Source organism: Vulcanisaeta sp. JCM 14467 (assembly GCF_001316245.1).
In the GTDB taxonomy this organism is placed as follows: Archaea; Thermoproteota; Thermoprotei; order Thermoproteales; family Thermocladiaceae; genus Vulcanisaeta.
This window is the reverse complement of the sequence record NZ_BBDM01000007.1, coordinates 77,657-93,887: the sequence shown is the minus strand read 5'-3', so window position 1 is coordinate 93,887 and position 16,231 is coordinate 77,657. Positions and strand designations below refer to the sequence as shown.

The window sequence follows — 16,231 nt, the reverse complement described above, 5'->3', positions numbered from 1 at the left end:
TGAAATGGAAGAGTTTAAGTCGAAGGTTGAAGAATTATATGGCGACTTTCTGAGGGAGATTAGGGAGATTGAGCAGAAATGGCAGAGGGAGTGGTATGAGAAGGGCATATTCAATGCGACCCAAAGCCGGGCAAGCCCAAGTACTTCATCACCGTGCCCTATCCATACGTATCAGGCTCGCCACATATAGGCCATGGCAGGACCTTTACAATAGGTGACATAATAGCCAGGTATAAGAGGGCCAGGGGATTCAACGTACTATTCCCAATAGCATGGCACATAACCGGTACACCAATACAGTCAGTGGCCGATAGGATAATGAAGGGCGATCCTGACGATATAAAGCTTTACTCCTGGTACATTAGCCTATACGTCGATGACCCAGGTAAGGTTAAGGAAATATTGAGTACTTTCACGAATCCATGGAACATAGCCCGATTCTTCGCTTCAGTATACATTAGGGACTTCATGTCCATGGGCTACTCAATGGACTTCAGGAGGCAGTTCACCACGGGTGACCCTGACTACAACGCCTTCATTATTTGGCAGTATTATAAGTTGAGGGAGGCAGGCTACATAACGCAGGGCAGTCACGTAGTCCTCTTCTCACCTGACGAAAACCAGGCGGTGGGTGAGCACGATATTAAGGGTGGGGATGAAATAACCGTAGACATACTTGAGTTCAACCTGGTGAAGTTTAGGCTGGAGGGTTCCGATGAGTACCTAGTAGCTGCCACACTAAGGCCCGAGACGATTTATGGAATCACAAACGTGTGGGTTCACCCAAATGTTGAGTATGTGATTGCCAATGTCAATGGTGAGAAGTGGATAGTCTCGAAACCAGCGGCCTGGAAATTGAGCTACCAGGGCTATGACGTTAAGGTTGTCGGTTCAATACGTGGTGAGGAGTTAATAGGTAAGTACGTAATCGCACCGCTCATTAATAGGGGGGTTCCCGTACTACCTGCAAACTTTATCGATGAGAACACGGGCACAGGCATTGTCTATAGCGTACCCGCCCACGCACCCTACGACTACGTGGCGTTAGTGGACCTTAAGAAGGATGAGAAGACGCTGGAGAGGTACGGTATTAAGGAGATTGTTGAATCAATAGAGCCCATAAGCATCATCAAGTTGCCGAATTACGGCAAGTACCCAGCCAAGGACGTGGTTGAGAAGCTAGGCGTTAAGGATCAGGGCGATAGGGAGAAGCTTGATGAGGCGACCAGGATCGTGTATAGGGAGGAGTTCTACAACGGAGTCATGAAGGAGAACACGTTATTCCCTGGACTGAGCGTCAACGAGGCTAGGGAGAGGACGATAAAGGCATTGAGCGAGCAGGGTGCGTGGGGTAGGATGTACGAGTTAGAGCCTAGGAAGGTATTCACGAGGAGTGGCAACCCAGTCATAGCAGCCGTGATTAAGGACCAGTGGTTCCTGAACTACGGCAATCCCGAGTGGAAGTCCAAGGCCTTCAAATGCCTGAACTCGATGAGGATAATACCGGTGAAGTATAGGAAGAACTTCGAGGATGTCTTCAACTGGCTATCCATGAGGCCATGCGCAAGGAAAAGAGGCCTGGGCACCAGGCTGCCCTGGGATCCGGGTTGGATTATTGAGTCACTGAGTGACTCAACGATTTACATGGCTTATTACACAATAGCCCATAAAATTAGGTTAAGCGGTCTTGATAAGAAGCTCGGCGAGTTCGCGAGGAGAGTCATAGATAGTAAGGGTACTGATAAGGAGGCCCTGGATGCGATAATGGCTTTCTTCAACTACGTATTCCTGGGCGAGGGTGACCTTAACCGTGTGTCTGAAATTTACGGCGTTAATAAGGAGTTCATTAAGGATCTAAGGAATGAATTTGATTACTGGTACCCAGTGGATGAAAGGCACAGTGGTCCTGACCTGATAAGTAGTCACCTTAGCTTCTTCATATTCCACCACGCGGCCATATTCCCAGAGAAGTACTGGCCCAGGTCGATAACACTTAATGAGTACGTCATTAGGGAGGGCATGAAGATGAGTAGGTCACTGGGCAATGTACTGCCGCTACCCTACGTACCGAGGAAGTACAGCACTGACCTGGCAAGGCTTTACCTAGCCTCAGCAACGGACCTAGATACAACGCTTGACTGGAGGGAGGATGACGTGGCCAGCGTTGCGAGTAGGCTCGTTAGGTTCTGGAACCTGGCTAATGACATAATCAGGAGGGTAAACCACAGGTTAGCGTTGATGTTAGGAATGCCTCATTAATAACCCAGTGGTTGGTTTCCAAGGTTAATAAGGCGATACGCGACTCAACAATCGACATGGATAATGAGAACATAAGGGGTTATGTACTCAAGGCGTTCTTCGACCTACTCTCATCGGTTGAGAAGTACGTGGAGATGGTCAACGTAATTAACGTTAATAAGGATGAGGTTAGGTGGACCCTGTGGTACGTACTGGAGCGTTGGGTTAAGTTATTGCAGCCTGTAATGCCTCACATTGCTGAGGAGCTTTGGCATAGGATGGGCCACGACACCTTCGTTTCCCTGGAGCCCTGGCCTGAGTATGATGAGGGTTTAATAAATGATGAGTTGGACGTAGCCCTAGACCTTATTGAGAGGGCTGTGGAGGATGTGCAGGAGATACTCAGGGTTACTAAGATCACGCCAAAGGCCATTTACTTATACGTGGGTCCATCAAATGAGTATTACCAGATTGCCAATGAGGCTATTAGGCTCATTAGTGAGGGCAAGACCATGGGCGAGACAATAAGGGCCATTATTGGTAAGCCAGAGTATAAGCGCATGGCAGATAGGGTGGCTAACATAGTCTCCAAGGTTGTTGATGGTACAATACCGAGGAGGATAGTGAGTAAGGACATGGAGCTGAGAGTATTCAGGGAATTAAGTAACTACATTAAGTCGAGGATTGGCGCTGAGGTTGTCATACAGGACGCTATGAATCCAACGTATGACCCTGGAAATAGGGCAAGGAATGCATTACCCGGTAGGCCCGCCATTTATGTGGAAACAGTGAAGGAGAGAGCAGGTAATACTGTTTGAAAATGAGTCAGGGGGTGTCGAGCGGGTAGCCGCCCCTGGTGTCCCGCTGTCATCCGCCCCCACGTTAAATACATTTTGTATTCGCTATAAAAAGTAGACTGGCTAGAGTGACGCACTACTTAATGAGTAATGATGGGTCTATGGGTATCCTCGTGATCCTCTCACCCACGGCATTCTCAATCGCCCTAGTCAGTGCGGGAAGCACACCAATCAGGGGTCCCTCAGCAATACCCTTAGCTGGTAATGGCGCGTTCGACTTGCCCTCCTCTAGGTAATGCCACTTAACATTGAAGGACTCCATAATAGTGGGTATCCAATACTCACTGAAGGTTTGGGTCAGTGGGTTTCCATCACTATCATACTTAACCTCCTCAAGGACAACCTCACCGAAGCCCTGAATCACACCACCAATTACCTGGCCCTCAGCAAGCATTGGATTAACCACAAGGCCTATGTCGTCAATGGCAACATAATCAAGGACCTTGACCAAGCCCTCCTCAGTAACCTCAACAAGAGCCACATGTGAACCATAGGGGTAGGTGTAGTTGCTCAGCCCAAAGTACGCAGAGTCTTCCAGCGACGGTTCAACCCCATAGGTCCATATACCGCCAACAACTGATGTCAGTGCATTTGCAATGTCCTTAGTGCTTAATGACTTACCGGTCTTGATGTCCTTAACAACACCATCCTCATATACAGCATCCTCATAATTAACACCCATCAGTGCAGCACCAATCCTTCTCAATTTGTCCTTAAGCTTCCTGGCAGCCAATAGTGCGGCATTACCCGCGAGGGTCAGGGTCCTACTGCCATATGTACCGAAGCCCTCACCAATTAACTCAGTGTCGCCCCAGGAAACCTCGACCTGGCTTATGTCAATACCAAGCTCATCAGCCACTATCTGGCAATCGCCGTTGCATCGCCCTGCCCATGAGGCGCCGCGCCTATTATGACTAGAATCTTACCATCAGACTTAACCCTAACAGAGGCCGACTCCCACGGCCCGAAGTTATTCTGCTCAACGTAGAAGGATAAGCCAACGCCAACCCTCCTACCTGCCTTCTCAACTCCTCAGCCCTCCTCTCGAAATCCCTGTAATAACCCTCAGCAATACTGAGTAGGTGCAGGTAATTGCCACTATCATACTTATGACCAAACGGGTTGGTGTAGGGCAGCTCCGTTATTAAATTCCTCCTCCTAATCTCGACTGGGTCCATCTTAAGTTCGTCAGCTACCATATCCATTATCCTCTCATACACGAAGGCCGCCTCGGGCCTACCGGCGCCCCTGTACTGATCCAGCGGCGTCTTGTTGGTCTTAACTCCGTAAATCTCGACTAGGATATCCTTGACTTTGTATGGTCCACTTATTAATGAGGCGGTTATATCGGCTAGGTAATAGCCATGGGTTGCAGCGCCTAGGTCTATTATTAGCTCATCAATTAACGCTCTCCACTCTCCGCTCCTCGTGAACCCAGCCTTAATCCTATGAATCTGGGCCCTGCTGTGGTACGTACTTAGTAAATCCTCACGCCTAGTGGCTACCCACTTAACAGGCCTTCTATAGATGATGCTTGCATAGGTCACTATGTAGTCCTCCGGGTATGGGAACATCTTCGACCCAAAGGCACCACCCGTGTCCGCCTGAATAACCCTAATGTCGCTAACGTAATCCCTAAACGCGTCCAGGAGGAACTTACGCATATAGTGCGGCGCCTGTCGATGCGTAAACCATCAACTTACCCTCCTGGTAAATAGCTAGTAAGCCCCTGGGTTCCATCGCTGAGGGATAGACACGACTTATCTCGAGTTTAGTCTCGATGACCACGTCACTCCTCGATAACGCATCCTCGGGATTACCCGCCCTGTAGGTCCTCCTGTAATCAATGTTGCTCGTATCCTCGATCGCCTTAACATCATCATTCAACGCCTTCTCTGGGTCAACAACTGCGGGTAAGGCTCATAATCAACCTGTATATAATCAAGTGCGTCATAGGCCTTATACCTATCCTCAGCAATTACCGCCGCTATCGGCTGGCCAACGTATAAGATCTCGTCCTTAGCCATTGGGAAGTTCCTCGGCCTGTTCTCAACCTCTATGTTCAATCCAGTTATGACACCGATAACGCCAGGCATCTTCAATGCATCCTCATAGTCAATCCTTAACAGTCTTGCGTGGGGGACTGTACTCCTGAGTATGGCCATGTAGAGTGTGCCGGGAACCGATATATCGTCAACATACCTCGCACTGCCTGTGATGAATTTAGGGTCTTCAATCCTCCTAATACGTGCACCAATATAGGGCATTGTATGGTTTAATAGTCATTCTTTCTTTAAAGTAATTACCTCCTAAGTACTTTGGCTGAACGCCAAAGTAATGCTTAATTAATATTGTCATGGTCGTACTACCGTGTATCCTCCAAAATTCGGTTACGTAAGGGTTACGTCATTGGAGGAGGCTGTTAAGGTCCTTGAATCCGATGAAAACGCAAAAATACTTGCAGGAGGGCAGAGCCTCATGCCAATGCTTAAGCTCAGGCTAATTAGGCCGTCGTACCTGGTCGACATTAATAGGGTGCCCAACTTATCCTACATAAGCATTGAGAGTGATAGGATAAGGATTGGCGCATTGGTTAGGCATCACCAGGTGGAGGTTAATCGTGACCTCTGGAAGATATACCCAGCACTACCCGAGACGGCCGTCCAAATTGGGGACCCGCAGGTTAGGAATTTAGGGACCATGGCTGGTTCCCTGGCCCATGCTGATCCGGCGGCTGATTGGCCCGCAACATTGATAGCGCTTAGAGCGTCGGTGAAGATACTCGGCCCACCAGGGGTTAGGGAGGTTCCTGTTGAGGACTTCATAACTGGCCCATTCACTACGGTATTAGGCAGGGGTGAGGTGATCAGTGAGATTGTGATTCCCAGGTTTAGTGGTAATGTTAAGTCCTCGTACGTGAAACTCGAGCGTAAGGCAGGGGACTTCGCAGTGGTTGGCGTCGCTGTAATGCTTAGGCTTAGTCAGGACGGTTCGGTGGAGGACGCAAGCATAGGCGTTACGGCGGCTGGGCCCAAGCCATTCAGGCCCGTGAGGCCGAGAAGGCATTGATTGGACGTAAACCTACGGATGGCGTCATTGAGGACGCAGCCGAGAAGGCAATGAGGGAGTCAAGCCCAATAAGCGACATTAGGGGTTCGGCGGAGTACAAGAGGGCCATGGTTAAGGTGATAACCAGGAGGGCCATTAGGAATGCATTATCGAGGTGATGGGCATGGCAACCACGCTTAAGGTTGGGCCTGATGAGAAGGTTAGGATCAGGGTTAAGGTTAATGGCGTTTGGTACGAGAGGGATGTGGAGCCAGAAAATTGCTCGTCCACTTCCTTAGGGAGGACCTTGGGCTAACCAGTGTCCACGTCGGTTGTGACACGGGGCATTGCGGCGCATGCACGGTGATAATGAATGGAGTCAGCGTTAAGTCCTGCCAGGTACTTGCTGTTCAGGCTGACGGTGCTGAGATACTGACGCTTGAGGGCCTTGCTAAGGATGGTAAGCTACACCCAATACAGGAGGCCTTCTGGGAGAAGCACGCACTTCAGTGTGGTTACTGCACGCCGGGCTTCATAATGGAGACGTACTGGTTACTAAGTGAGAATCCGAATCCGACGGAGGAGGAGATCAGGAGGGGCTTGTCGGGAAACCTGTGCAGGTGCACTGGTTATCAGAATATCATAGAGGCGGTTAAATTGGCTGTTCAGAAGCTGAAGGAGTTAAAAACAATGCAATAATTTATTAAATTATTTGTAATTACGTAAATAATAAGTCATAACTTGAACTTGGTGGGTCTCCAAGAGCAGGACTGCTCCTGAATCCTACCCTCAAGGGCATCCTTAACTAGCTTCCTCGGGTCCTTAATCTCACGCATCGGCTTACCACTCGCGTTTCTCATGAACATCATTACCTCAGCGAGTATGCTAAGGGCTACCTCACCAGCCGTCTTAGCCCCAACATCGAGGCCAACGGGCGAGTGCAACTTCTCAAGCACATAGTCGAGACTTAACCCCCTCCTAACCATCTCCGCAATCATGACCGCAGCCCTCCTCTGGCTCGCAAGTAGGCCGACAAACTTGGCGTTGTGCTTAAGGGCTATGTAGAGGGCCTCCGAGTCGTAGGGCTTACCACCCTCATTGGCTATAATCACTATGGAGTTCTCATCAATCAACTTCTCAAGGTCCTTAAGGTCATTACTTATGAAGTAGGCGTTACTAAATGACTCCTTATTAACGTCGCCACTCCCCACAACGGCCACGTAGTAGCCAATGGCATTACCAACATCGACCAGGGCCTTGGCTATTAGCCTGAACCAACAACGATTATTGTTGGCCTCGGCTCCACGGGCTCGAGAATCACCTTAACCCCATTTACCACGGTCTCAATGGCCTTACCGTCACTTAAAGCCTTATTTGCCAACTCGAGAATCTCCCCACCAGTTGCTACACCAAGTAGGGACTTACCATTAATTACTATGTCAGATAACACATTATCTCCACTAACCATTTTAACGATAACAATCTTACCACCCTCAGAACTAACCCTAGTCAACGCCCTAAAGAATTCACACGACGACATTGACCTACCAACTCAATGGGACTAAATAAGCGTTTTTGTGGGGTTAATGATTAATTGTGCGTAAGTCTGATGAGCTCCGAACTCCTTAAATACTGAGCCGTTAGGTCTTACCCTGATGAGTGTACCGAGGTCTATGCATAAGGAGGCGGGCCCTAAAACGGCCAACTTCTTCGTGATAACAGTATCGACTTCCAGGTTCAACGCCAAGGTAAGTGGTCAGCCATATACAGATGAGTCCGGGGACCTGGCGGAGTCAATGCTTAAGCAGGCTGGGCAGAGGGTTGTTGGTAGGGAGTTGATTAAGGATGACCTGGTCATGATTAGGTCACTCGTGGACTCACTCCTCCTCCGTGACGACGTCGACGTGATAGTGCTCACAGGCGGTACAGGCCTCGCCAGGAGTGACGTGACCATAGAGCCATTAGGCCACTCTTCGAGAAGGAGCTTGAGGGATTTGGCGAATTATTTAGATGGACGAGCCATCAAAAGATTGGTACTGGCGTCATAATGACCAGGGCCACGGCCGGGGTAGCCAGGGGCAAGCTCATAGTCGCCCTACCAGGCTCGCCAGACGGCGTTAGGACGGGGCTTGAAATAATACTTCAGGAATTGCCCCACATACTCTACATAATCAGGTCATGATTGTGTTTATGGATTTAAATCAACCTTAGAATGCACATTTTGCATAAATAATTATTGATTTTAACGCCTTTACACCTCAATTAATTAATGACACCGATATTCGCCGCAATACCCTTCGCAGGTTCAGGACTAATGATTTACTACACCTACGAGAATTACAGGTACGTCAACGTGTGCCTACCAGGCATATTCCACTGCGAGCTTTTCAACTTCATAGTGCCCAGGAGGATTAGGCTGGCGCTGGCTGTCGGTGCGGCCGCCGTCCTATTCCTTATTGGGCTTTTGCTAATAATGAATGTATTGCTGGTTGCCCTGGCCCTATCAATAATTGGGTTGGCAATAGGCATATACGGCATTTACCTCCAGGTAAGCCACAATGCATACTGCATGTATTGTCTAACGACAGACATAATACTATTCCTAACCGCATTGCTAATCATAAGTAATCCATAATAAAATTCAAAGCAATGAGTTAAGTATGATTAGGTGAGATGAAGGACTTAGTAGCGGCTATATTCGCGGTGGTGGGTACGGTATCAATATGGTTCAATTTCCTAGCTTACAATGCGATTGCATCAGTGGTCCTAACAAGGTCCTCACTACACTTAGGCTTATTGTCGTCATTCACTACCATATTCGTGGCATTCATAGCAAGGCCGCTTGGGGCTTACGTATTTGGCATGATTGGAGATAAATTTTCGAGTAAGGTCTCGCTTGTTCTCACTCTCATGTCCATGGGCTTATCGACGCTGTTAATAGCGATGATCACGAGGGCGTGGTACACGGTTTATGAATTATTAATGCTCAGGATTATGCAGGGCATGGCCTTAGGTGGCGAGTGGGCGGCGGCCTCGGTACTAACTTATGAATCCATTAGGGGTGGCGTTGGCAGGTTCCTGGCTGGTATGATACAGCTCGGCGTCCCACTCGGCATGCTATTAACGCTCTCGCCGTGGTCCAATGGCGGTTAGCTCTCCTGGTTGGTTCATTATTAAGTCTTTTATCAGCCGCAGTAATTCTAGCGAGCGCCAGGAGTATTAGGTCTATTAAATGGAGACCTAACCTCCGTATTGAGGATTTTAAGAGGATTCTCAAGGCGGTTGGCGTTAAGTTTGGTGAGAGCTCGAGCTTTTACGTGTACACCTCCGCCCTCTTAATATTTATTAATGAGCATGAGATCCCGGGCCTAATCACCGTAGCCGCGATATCCTTACTAATATTTACATTACTTACGTCTATAGCCCTGACCAGGGCGAGCCCAACAAGGGCTTTGATGATTGGTTACATAATCTTCATCCTAGTAAATGTCCTCATGTTTAGGATACAACCATTGCTATTATTCATGCTCTTTGGCTTAGCTGACGCCATAACCTATACACCACAATCACTATACTTAGTATCACTTTTTCGGAGCGACATTAAGCATGTAGGTGCCGGCGTCTCCTACCACGTGGCGAGCTCACTGGGCGGTTTAATGACTTACATAATATCATTATTAATATCAATGTATGGCCTCAGGGCTGGGTTCGTAGCAATACCCACATTACTTACGGCTTCCTGTATCACCTCGATAATTGCATTAACGATTTAGTGCCGTTGGAATTACTTATAAATGGGTCAGCACCTCAATTACTTGTATGGCGAGGGTTCATTATGATGGTTCCTTCGAGGTTAATAAGCCCAGGGATGTGGTGTATAACTTCCTCATTGACCCAAGGAACATAGCCTCAATAATACCCGGCGTGGAGTCAGTCGATGTCATAGACCCAGATAACTTCAAGGTAAAGGCTAGCCTGGGTGTTGGGGCTATTAAGGGCACCGTGAACATAACGGCCAGGTTCACCGAGAAGAAGCCGCCAGAGAGTGCCAAGGTCGTTGGCAGGGGCTCTGGGATGCAGAGCACCATGGACTTCGAAATAGGCTTCAGGCTTGAGGAGGCTGGTTCAGGTAGGACGAGGGTTAATTGGTACTTCGATGGGAACATAGGCGGCTTAATAGGCTCAATGGGCGCCAGGGTGCTCGACCCAGTGGCCCAAAGGATAGTCCAAGACAGTGTGGAGAAACTTAGGCAAAGGCTCTCATAATAAGTCCTATTCCATGATTAGCTAAAATTCTCAATGAGTTGGGTATCAATTTATTCCTCGTTATAGTCACTTAAATAATGCTTAAGGTTAAGGATCACTACGGCAATGACCTACTTAAGGACATTGATTAACCTCGCCTACATCGGTGATCGAAACCCAAAAACTTATTAATTTTTATTTTCACAACACCGTCTTGATAGGTATGAGCCTAATACTAAAGCCTAAGGAGTCGGCTCTGCAAAAGCCGCACCTTAATCTAGCGGTAATAGGGCATGTGGATCATGGGAAATCAACGCTGGTAGGCCACCTACTTGTGGTTACTGGCTATGTCGATGAGAAGGGCTTCAAGGAGCTTGAGGAGCAGGCTAAGAAGATGGGTAAGGAGGACTTCGTATACGCCTGGGTAACTGACAGGCTTAAGGAGGAGAGGGAGAGGGGTGTCACGATTGAGGCAATGCACGTAGGCTTCGAGACATCTAAGTACTTCATAACGATCATAGACCTGCCGGGCCACAGGGACTTCGTAAAGAACATGATAGTTGGTGCAAGCCAGGCAGATGCAGCCATGCTAGTCGTCTCAGCAAGGCCTGGCGAGTTCGAGACAGGCATTGGTCCACAGGGACAGACTAGGGAGCACCTATTCCTAGCCGCTACGCTGGGTATTAGGCAGATTATCGTGGCCGTTAACAAGATGGACGTTGTTAACTACGACCAGAAGAGGTATGAGCAGATTAAGGCGGAGATTAGCAAGTTCATGAAGTTGCTTGGCTACGATCCATCAAAGATACCCTTCATACCAGTCAGCGCGTTGAAGGGTGACAACATTAAGGAGAAGAGCTCTAACATGCCGTGGTATAATGGGCCAACCCTACTGGAGGCCCTTGACGCATTACAGCCACCGCCAAGGCCCGTGGATAAGCCGTTCAGGCTGCCAATACAGGACGTATACACAGTGACTGGGGCTGGTACGGTAGTCGTTGGTAGGATCGAGACAGGCGTGCTAAAGGTTGGTGATAGGGTCGTCGTCATGCCACCGGCTAAGGTCGGTGATGTCAGGAGCATTGAGACGCACCACATGAAGCTTGAGCAGGCGCAGCCAGGCGATAACATTGGTATTAACGTTAGGGGTATTGAGAAGGAGGACGTTAAGAGGGGTGATGTCATGGGCCACCTGGCTAACCCGCCGACTGTTGCTGAGGAGATCGTAGCAAGAGTGGCGGTTCTATGGCATCCAACTGCCATAGGCCCAGGCTACACGCCAGTGCTTCATGTGCACACAGCGACGGTGCCAGCGCAAATAATTGAGATAATCGCAAGGCTTGACCCAAGGACAGGCCAGACAGTGGAGCAGAAGCCGCAGTTCATTAAGCAGGGCGATGTGGCTGTGGTCAGGCTGAAGCCACTCAAGGACGTGGTTGTTGAGAAGTACAGCGATTTCCCAGGGCTTGGTAGGTTCGCCCTAAGGGACATGGGCAGGACAATAGCCGCTGGACAGATAATCGAGATTAAGCCCAAGAAGGTTGAAATTAAGGCGTGATGATTAATGCCAAGGAAGGCGCGAATACGCATTTGGGGCACGGACAGCAAGCAAGTGGATGACTTGGCAAACGAGATAGTGGGCATAGCGAAGAAACTGGGCGTCAAGGTTTCAGGACCAATACCACTACCCAGGAAGAGACTCCTGGTCACGGTTAGGAGGGCACCAAGTGGTCAGGGATATCACACATACGATCACTGGGAAATGAGGATCTACAAACGACTAATCGACATGGACGCTGACGAGAGAGCCATTAGGCAACTAATGAGATTAAGAGTCCCCGAAAACATAAAAATAGAGATAGAACTTGTGGACTAGACTATCTAACCCAATCCTTAATAAAAACCTAAAATTAAACTAAATATCTCAATATATAATTAATTCGTAATTCTTCCCTTCACTACTACCAGTAACTTAATTTGGTATTGGTAAAAATCAGCTTTCAGCCTCTCATCATTCAGGGTATGACCATACTCAGAGGGCTCTAAACTCGTCACCAACGCAATAAGTAAACCAGGGGTAAAAAGCGTTTCTCAAGCCTTATCAGCATAGAACCGATTCTTCATGGTTCCGTGAACTCGGCATTCATCATTGCGGTAATGTTTATTATTGTATTCCCTTAAATCCTTATTGTTATGGTTAGTGTGTCTAGGTTGGGTAATGGGTTGACGGTGGTTACTCATTACATGCCTGTTGATGTGGTTGCGGTTTACGCATTCTACAACGTGGGTGCTAAGAATGAGTACCCGGGCATATTCGGTGGTTCGCACCTGGTTGAGCACATGCTCTTTAGGAGGATTGAGGGTTTGAGGGGTAGTGTTGATGAGCTTGTTGAGGGTGTTGGTGGTTACTTCAATGGCTTCACGAACTATGACTACACGGCTTATGTTGAGGTCCTACCCATTGAGTATGCCGAGTTGGGCCTTGAGATTGAGAGTAAGAGAATGACTAATGCAGTCTTTGACCCAGGTGAGTTTGAGTTGGAGAGGAAAATCGTACTAAGCGAGTTTGACATGAATGAGAATGATGCGGACTTCAGGCTCATGTATAGGGCCTCGATGATTGCCTGGGACACACACCCATACCGCTACGCAGTCATTGGGCTTAGGAGCGACTTGAATAGGGTCTCTAGGGATGAATTGTTTAGGTACTACAGGCGTTACTACAACCCAGGTAATGCAGTCTTAGTCATTGTCGGTGGCTTGGAGGAGAGAAAGGCCCTGGGCCTTGCTGAGAGGTACTTCGGCGGTATAGGGACTGGCGGTGAGTCTGGAGCTGTTAAGCCTGGGATGATGGGCTTCAGGGTAGGGCAAGGATCGAGATGAGGGCATTGAGTGGCGAGACGCCCAGGCTTTTCATAGCCTTTAAGGTGCCTGGGGCGTATGACCTGGATGGACTGAGGAGGTTAATGCTCATGGACTTCGTAGTGTCTGGCGATAGGGCATTCACCTATGGGTTGACGAGTAGGGAGCCCATGGCCGTGCCCAGATCATCGAGGCTTTACAGGCTTGTTGAGGAGGGCCTTGGTGATACAGTTTATAGTTATTACGAGGTTACGTACATGAACAGCCTATACACGATAATGATCTATAATGTTAGGGATCCTGACAGGGTCATTGCTAGGGTTGGGGAGTTGATAATGGAGAGGCCGAGTGAGGATGAGCTGGGCTTTGCTAGGGAGAGGATGATGGCTAGGTTAACCTTCTCCATGGACTCACCGAGTAAGTTGGCCCAGCTGTATGGTTTATCGCAGTTATTCATGAATGACCCCAATGGGTTGGCCTCCATCATCGAGAGTGCGGCGAGGCTTGATGCAAGTGAGTACGTGGGTTTTGTGGATAAGTTATTAGATAGGTTGATAGCGATAATCTATAGGTGATGGGCATGGCCAATAAGTTGTTCATTAAGTCACCCGTGAAGGATGTTGTGGTCCTAGACATTAAGCTGAACCTAGGCTCACTACAGGAGGTAAGGCCGGGCCTCGCGAATGTGTTAATACCGCTATGGAGGATGAGTAATTACGCCAGGGAGTTGGAGAGGATTGGCATTTCCTTCTCCTTTGAGAAGGGTCTTGACGCGCTCACGCTTAGGGTTAAGGCTAGGTACTCCGTGGTTAGTAAGGCCGTGAGCCTAATCGAGAACATGCTCGCGAACCCGGTCATTGATAGGCTCGTCGATGCCATCAGGGAGGCTAGGACGGGCATTAACGTTAATAGGGAGGACACGGCAATCAGGTCAGTGGCTGAGGCCCTGAGGGTCTTGTTTGGTGACCACCCATACTCGAGGCACCCGCTGGCCTATGACTATAGGCTCGATGATGTGACTAGGGAAGAAGTCAAGGGCGCCATTGATAACCTGAGGGTGTTATCACTAACCGTGGTGGCTCCCGAGGATACCGTAGACCTAAACATGCCATACACCAACTATAGCAAGGTGCCCGTCGCCAAATTCGGTAGTGGTGAGGTTGATGTTAGGCTCGAGGGTAAGGCACAGGCAACAATAACCATTGCATACCCAAGCTACGAAATCACGGACCTTGAGAACTCCTTCAGGGTCACGATTGTGAATACCGTGCTTGGAGGCATGGGCTTAATATCACGGCTCTACAGGGAGGTCAGGGTGAAGAGGGGCCTGGCCTACTACGCATACTCCATGTACTGGCCACTGGGTAGTTCAGGTGTTCTCATGGCCATGGCTGGTGTGCGCAGGGAGGTCCTCAAGGAGGCGCTAGACGTAATGCTCAACACGATTAGTGATGTGGCAATTACGGAGGAGGAATTGGACATGGCCGTTAGGAATAGGGTTGGTAGGCTAAAGGTCACTGCCGAGTCGCCGGACGGCATTGCAATGCTCTACTCAGTGATACCGACCTACGACTTACCGAGGGATTACTACGACAGGTTCATTAACTACGTAAGCAGGTTAAGGCCTGAGGATGTGTCCAGGGAGTTAAGGAACCTGCCCAAGCCGGTCATAGCCATCGTCGGCTAATATATAGGTTATTGGTGGTAAGGCTTATTAATACATAGGTTTTGGGTAGGTCGTGAATTCCCTAAACCGGTACATAGGAAACCCAGTAAAATCGCACTCGCCTACTCAGGGGGTCTCGACACAACAGTAGCCATCCACTGGCTTAGGGAGAGGTTTAATGCCGAGGTAATAACGGTTACGGTGGATGTTGGGCAGGACGATGATTTCAAGGACATTGAGGAGAGAGCGTACAGGACTGGAGCCATTAAGCACTACACGATTGATGCCAAGAGGGACTTCGCCGAGGGCCCTGTTGCCACGGCCATAATGGCAAATGCCCTATATGAGGATAAGTACCCACTGGGAACCGCACTGGCAAGGCCATTAATTGCGGAGAAGGTTGTTGAAATCGCTAGGAAGGAGGGCTGCGACGCTGTGGCTCACGGGTCAACGTCAAAGGGTAATGACCAGGTAAGGTTCAACGAGGCCCTAATGGCCCTGGCGCCGGACTTAATGATCATCGAGCCGGCCAAGGTATGGGGCATGAATAGGCTGAGGAGATTGAGTACGCCAAGAGGCACGGAATACCAATACCCAACATACACAGTAGGTTCAGCATTGATGATAACCTGTGGTCGAGGAGCATCGAAGGGCGTGAGATAGATGACCCAATGGCCGAGGTCCCCGAGGACGCCTTCAAGTGGACTGCACCGCCCGAGAGGGTCAATGAACCACTGACCCTCGAGATTGAGTTCAGGGAGGGCCTACCGGTGGCCGTGAATGGCGAGAGGATGGACATGGTAAGCCTAATAACAATGCTCAACAGGGTCGTTGGGATGCACGGCTTTGGCAGGGTTGACCACATTGAGAATAGGGTTGTGGGCTTCAAGTCCAGGGAGGTCTACGAGGCACCAGCCGCCCTAACCCTAATCGAGGCCCACAGAGACCTCGAGAAACTCATCTACACACCGCTTGAGTATAGGTTTAAGAAGATCGTGGACCAGACCTGGACGGACCTAGTCTATAACGGCCTATGGCATGAACCACTACGTGAGGAGCTCGACGGACTCATTAAGTCAATGAATAAGTGGGTCAACGGCGTCGTTAGGGTTAAGGTATTTGGCGGATTGACGATACTCGGTAGGGAGAGCCCATACGCAAGCTATAGCAAGGAATTGGTGGACTACGTGGGTGGTTGGTACCCAAGTGAGGAGGAGGCAAGGGGATTCGTAAGAATGCACGTACTACACTCACTAACAGCCCACAGGGCCAGGCACAGAGCATAATCAACATAACCGAGGATCAAAAACCAGAT

At 49.2% G+C, this 16,231-nt stretch carries 14 protein-coding genes and 5 pseudogenes; 16 read left to right on the top strand and 3 right to left on the bottom strand.

Going from position 1 to position 16,231, the window contains the following annotated elements; translation table 11 throughout:
* Positions 1 to 4 precede the first annotated feature (4 nt).
* The 3 genes from JCM14467_RS17145 to JCM14467_RS17140 are packed head-to-tail and all read left to right on the top strand — an operon-like array spanning position 5 to position 3,056.
* Complete coding sequence (locus JCM14467_RS17145; protein WP_252901106.1) at positions 5 to 190, top strand: hypothetical protein; 186 nt, start codon at positions 5 to 7, stop codon at positions 188 to 190.
* Positions 154 to 2,259, top strand: a complete 2,106-nt coding sequence (gene leuS / locus JCM14467_RS07860) for a leucine--tRNA ligase (RefSeq protein ID WP_252901105.1) — start codon at positions 154 to 156, stop codon at positions 2,257 to 2,259. The genes JCM14467_RS17145 and leuS overlap by 37 nt, the downstream gene beginning before the upstream one ends.
* A gap of 11 nt (positions 2,260 to 2,270) precedes the next feature.
* A complete protein-coding gene (locus JCM14467_RS17140) occupies positions 2,271 to 3,056 on the top strand; it encodes a class I tRNA ligase family protein (protein ID WP_252901104.1) in 786 nt (261 codons plus the stop codon).
* A 115-nt stretch (positions 3,057 to 3,171) separates the two neighbouring features.
* Here JCM14467_RS17140 and cutA read toward each other — a convergent pair.
* A pseudogene (cutA, locus tag JCM14467_RS20020) lies at positions 3,172 to 5,362 on the bottom strand (glyceraldehyde dehydrogenase subunit alpha).
* Between the two features lie 103 nt (positions 5,363 to 5,465).
* Between cutA and cutB the strand changes: the two are divergent.
* Together cutB and cutC are read left to right on the top strand one after the other, a co-directional pair.
* Positions 5,466 to 6,322 (top strand): annotated as a pseudogene (gene cutB, locus JCM14467_RS07850) (glyceraldehyde dehydrogenase subunit beta).
* Positions 6,322 to 6,842 (top strand): annotated as a pseudogene (gene cutC / locus JCM14467_RS07845) (glyceraldehyde dehydrogenase subunit gamma). The pseudogenes cutB and cutC overlap by 1 nt, the downstream one beginning before the upstream one ends.
* 35 nt (positions 6,843 to 6,877) lie before the next feature.
* Here the strand turns inward: cutC and JCM14467_RS17115 are convergent.
* Both JCM14467_RS17115 and JCM14467_RS17110 read right to left on the bottom strand, forming a co-directional pair.
* Positions 6,878 to 7,363, bottom strand: a complete 486-nt coding sequence (locus tag JCM14467_RS17115) for an XdhC family protein (protein ID WP_252901100.1) — start codon at positions 7,361 to 7,363, stop codon at positions 6,878 to 6,880.
* Between the two features lie 44 nt (positions 7,364 to 7,407).
* The gene (locus tag JCM14467_RS17110) at positions 7,408 to 7,683 is read right to left on the bottom strand and encodes a hypothetical protein (protein ID WP_252901099.1); all 276 of its coding nucleotides are present in this window, start codon (positions 7,681 to 7,683) and stop codon (positions 7,408 to 7,410) included.
* A 115-nt stretch (positions 7,684 to 7,798) separates the two neighbouring features.
* On the opposite strand from JCM14467_RS17110, the pseudogene JCM14467_RS07835 reads away from it, so the two are divergent.
* The 11 genes and pseudogenes from JCM14467_RS07835 to JCM14467_RS07790 all read left to right on the top strand — a co-directional run bounded on the left by JCM14467_RS07835 (position 7,799) and on the right by JCM14467_RS07790 (position 16,202).
* A pseudogene (locus tag JCM14467_RS07835) lies at positions 7,799 to 8,325 on the top strand (MogA/MoaB family molybdenum cofactor biosynthesis protein).
* A gap of 87 nt (positions 8,326 to 8,412) precedes the next feature.
* The gene (locus JCM14467_RS07830) at positions 8,413 to 8,778 is read left to right on the top strand and encodes a hypothetical protein (protein ID WP_054849719.1); all 366 of its coding nucleotides are present in this window, start codon (positions 8,413 to 8,415) and stop codon (positions 8,776 to 8,778) included.
* A gap of 38 nt (positions 8,779 to 8,816) precedes the next feature.
* Entirely contained in the window at positions 8,817 to 9,296 is a 480-nt protein-coding gene (locus JCM14467_RS07825) for an MFS transporter (RefSeq protein WP_054849718.1), read from the top strand.
* On the top strand, positions 9,278 to 9,916 hold the full coding sequence (locus JCM14467_RS07820) for a hypothetical protein (protein WP_054849717.1): 639 nt from the start codon (positions 9,278 to 9,280) through the stop codon (positions 9,914 to 9,916). The genes JCM14467_RS07825 and JCM14467_RS07820 overlap by 19 nt, the downstream gene beginning before the upstream one ends.
* 46 nt (positions 9,917 to 9,962) lie before the next feature.
* A complete protein-coding gene (locus JCM14467_RS07815; protein WP_054849716.1) occupies positions 9,963 to 10,409 on the top strand; it encodes a CoxG family protein in 447 nt (148 codons plus the stop codon).
* 202 nt (positions 10,410 to 10,611) lie between these two features.
* Entirely contained in the window at positions 10,612 to 11,946 is a 1,335-nt protein-coding gene (tuf, locus tag JCM14467_RS07810; RefSeq protein ID WP_054849715.1) for a translation elongation factor EF-1 subunit alpha, read from the top strand.
* A gap of 6 nt (positions 11,947 to 11,952) precedes the next feature.
* Positions 11,953 to 12,264 carry a 30S ribosomal protein S10 gene (rpsJ, locus tag JCM14467_RS07805; RefSeq protein ID WP_013335821.1) on the top strand — a complete coding sequence of 104 codons (312 nt, stop codon included), beginning with the start codon at positions 11,953 to 11,955 and terminating at the stop codon, positions 12,262 to 12,264.
* A 317-nt stretch (positions 12,265 to 12,581) separates the two neighbouring features.
* Positions 12,582 to 13,271 (top strand): M16 family metallopeptidase, encoded by a 690-nt coding sequence (locus JCM14467_RS17105; protein WP_252901098.1) that lies wholly within the window; start codon positions 12,582 to 12,584, stop codon positions 13,269 to 13,271.
* Positions 13,268 to 13,825: a hypothetical protein gene (locus tag JCM14467_RS17100; RefSeq protein ID WP_252901097.1), complete on the top strand. Its 558-nt coding sequence runs from the start codon at positions 13,268 to 13,270 to the stop codon at positions 13,823 to 13,825. Before JCM14467_RS17105 ends, JCM14467_RS17100 begins: the two co-directional genes overlap by 4 nt.
* Positions 13,825 to 14,937: a M16 family metallopeptidase gene (locus JCM14467_RS07795; protein ID WP_252901096.1), complete on the top strand. Its 1,113-nt coding sequence runs from the start codon at positions 13,825 to 13,827 to the stop codon at positions 14,935 to 14,937. Before JCM14467_RS17100 ends, JCM14467_RS07795 begins: the two co-directional genes overlap by 1 nt.
* A gap of 90 nt (positions 14,938 to 15,027) precedes the next feature.
* A pseudogene (locus JCM14467_RS07790) lies at positions 15,028 to 16,202 on the top strand (argininosuccinate synthase).
* Positions 16,203 to 16,231: the final 29 nt, after the last annotated feature.

Excerpts from the sequence above, each read along its gene's own strand:
- JCM14467_RS17145 (WP_252901106.1), top strand. The coding sequence starts at position 5 with ATGGAAGAGTTTAAGTCGAAGGTTGAAGAATTATATGGCGACTTTCTG.
- JCM14467_RS17110 (WP_252901099.1), bottom strand. The coding sequence starts at position 7,683 with ATGTCGTCGTGTGAATTCTTTAGGGCGTTGACTAGGGTTAGTTCTGAG.
- JCM14467_RS07830 (WP_054849719.1), top strand. The coding sequence starts at position 8,413 with ATGACACCGATATTCGCCGCAATACCCTTCGCAGGTTCAGGACTAATG.
- JCM14467_RS07825 (WP_054849718.1), top strand. The coding sequence starts at position 8,817 with ATGAAGGACTTAGTAGCGGCTATATTCGCGGTGGTGGGTACGGTATCA.
- JCM14467_RS07815 (WP_054849716.1), top strand. The coding sequence starts at position 9,963 with ATGGCGAGGGTTCATTATGATGGTTCCTTCGAGGTTAATAAGCCCAGG.
- tuf (WP_054849715.1), top strand. The coding sequence starts at position 10,612 with ATGAGCCTAATACTAAAGCCTAAGGAGTCGGCTCTGCAAAAGCCGCAC.
- rpsJ (WP_013335821.1), top strand. The coding sequence starts at position 11,953 with ATGCCAAGGAAGGCGCGAATACGCATTTGGGGCACGGACAGCAAGCAA.
- JCM14467_RS17105 (WP_252901098.1), top strand. The coding sequence starts at position 12,582 with ATGGTTAGTGTGTCTAGGTTGGGTAATGGGTTGACGGTGGTTACTCAT.
- JCM14467_RS17100 (WP_252901097.1), top strand. The coding sequence starts at position 13,268 with ATGAGGGCATTGAGTGGCGAGACGCCCAGGCTTTTCATAGCCTTTAAG.
- JCM14467_RS07795 (WP_252901096.1), top strand. The coding sequence starts at position 13,825 with ATGGGCATGGCCAATAAGTTGTTCATTAAGTCACCCGTGAAGGATGTT.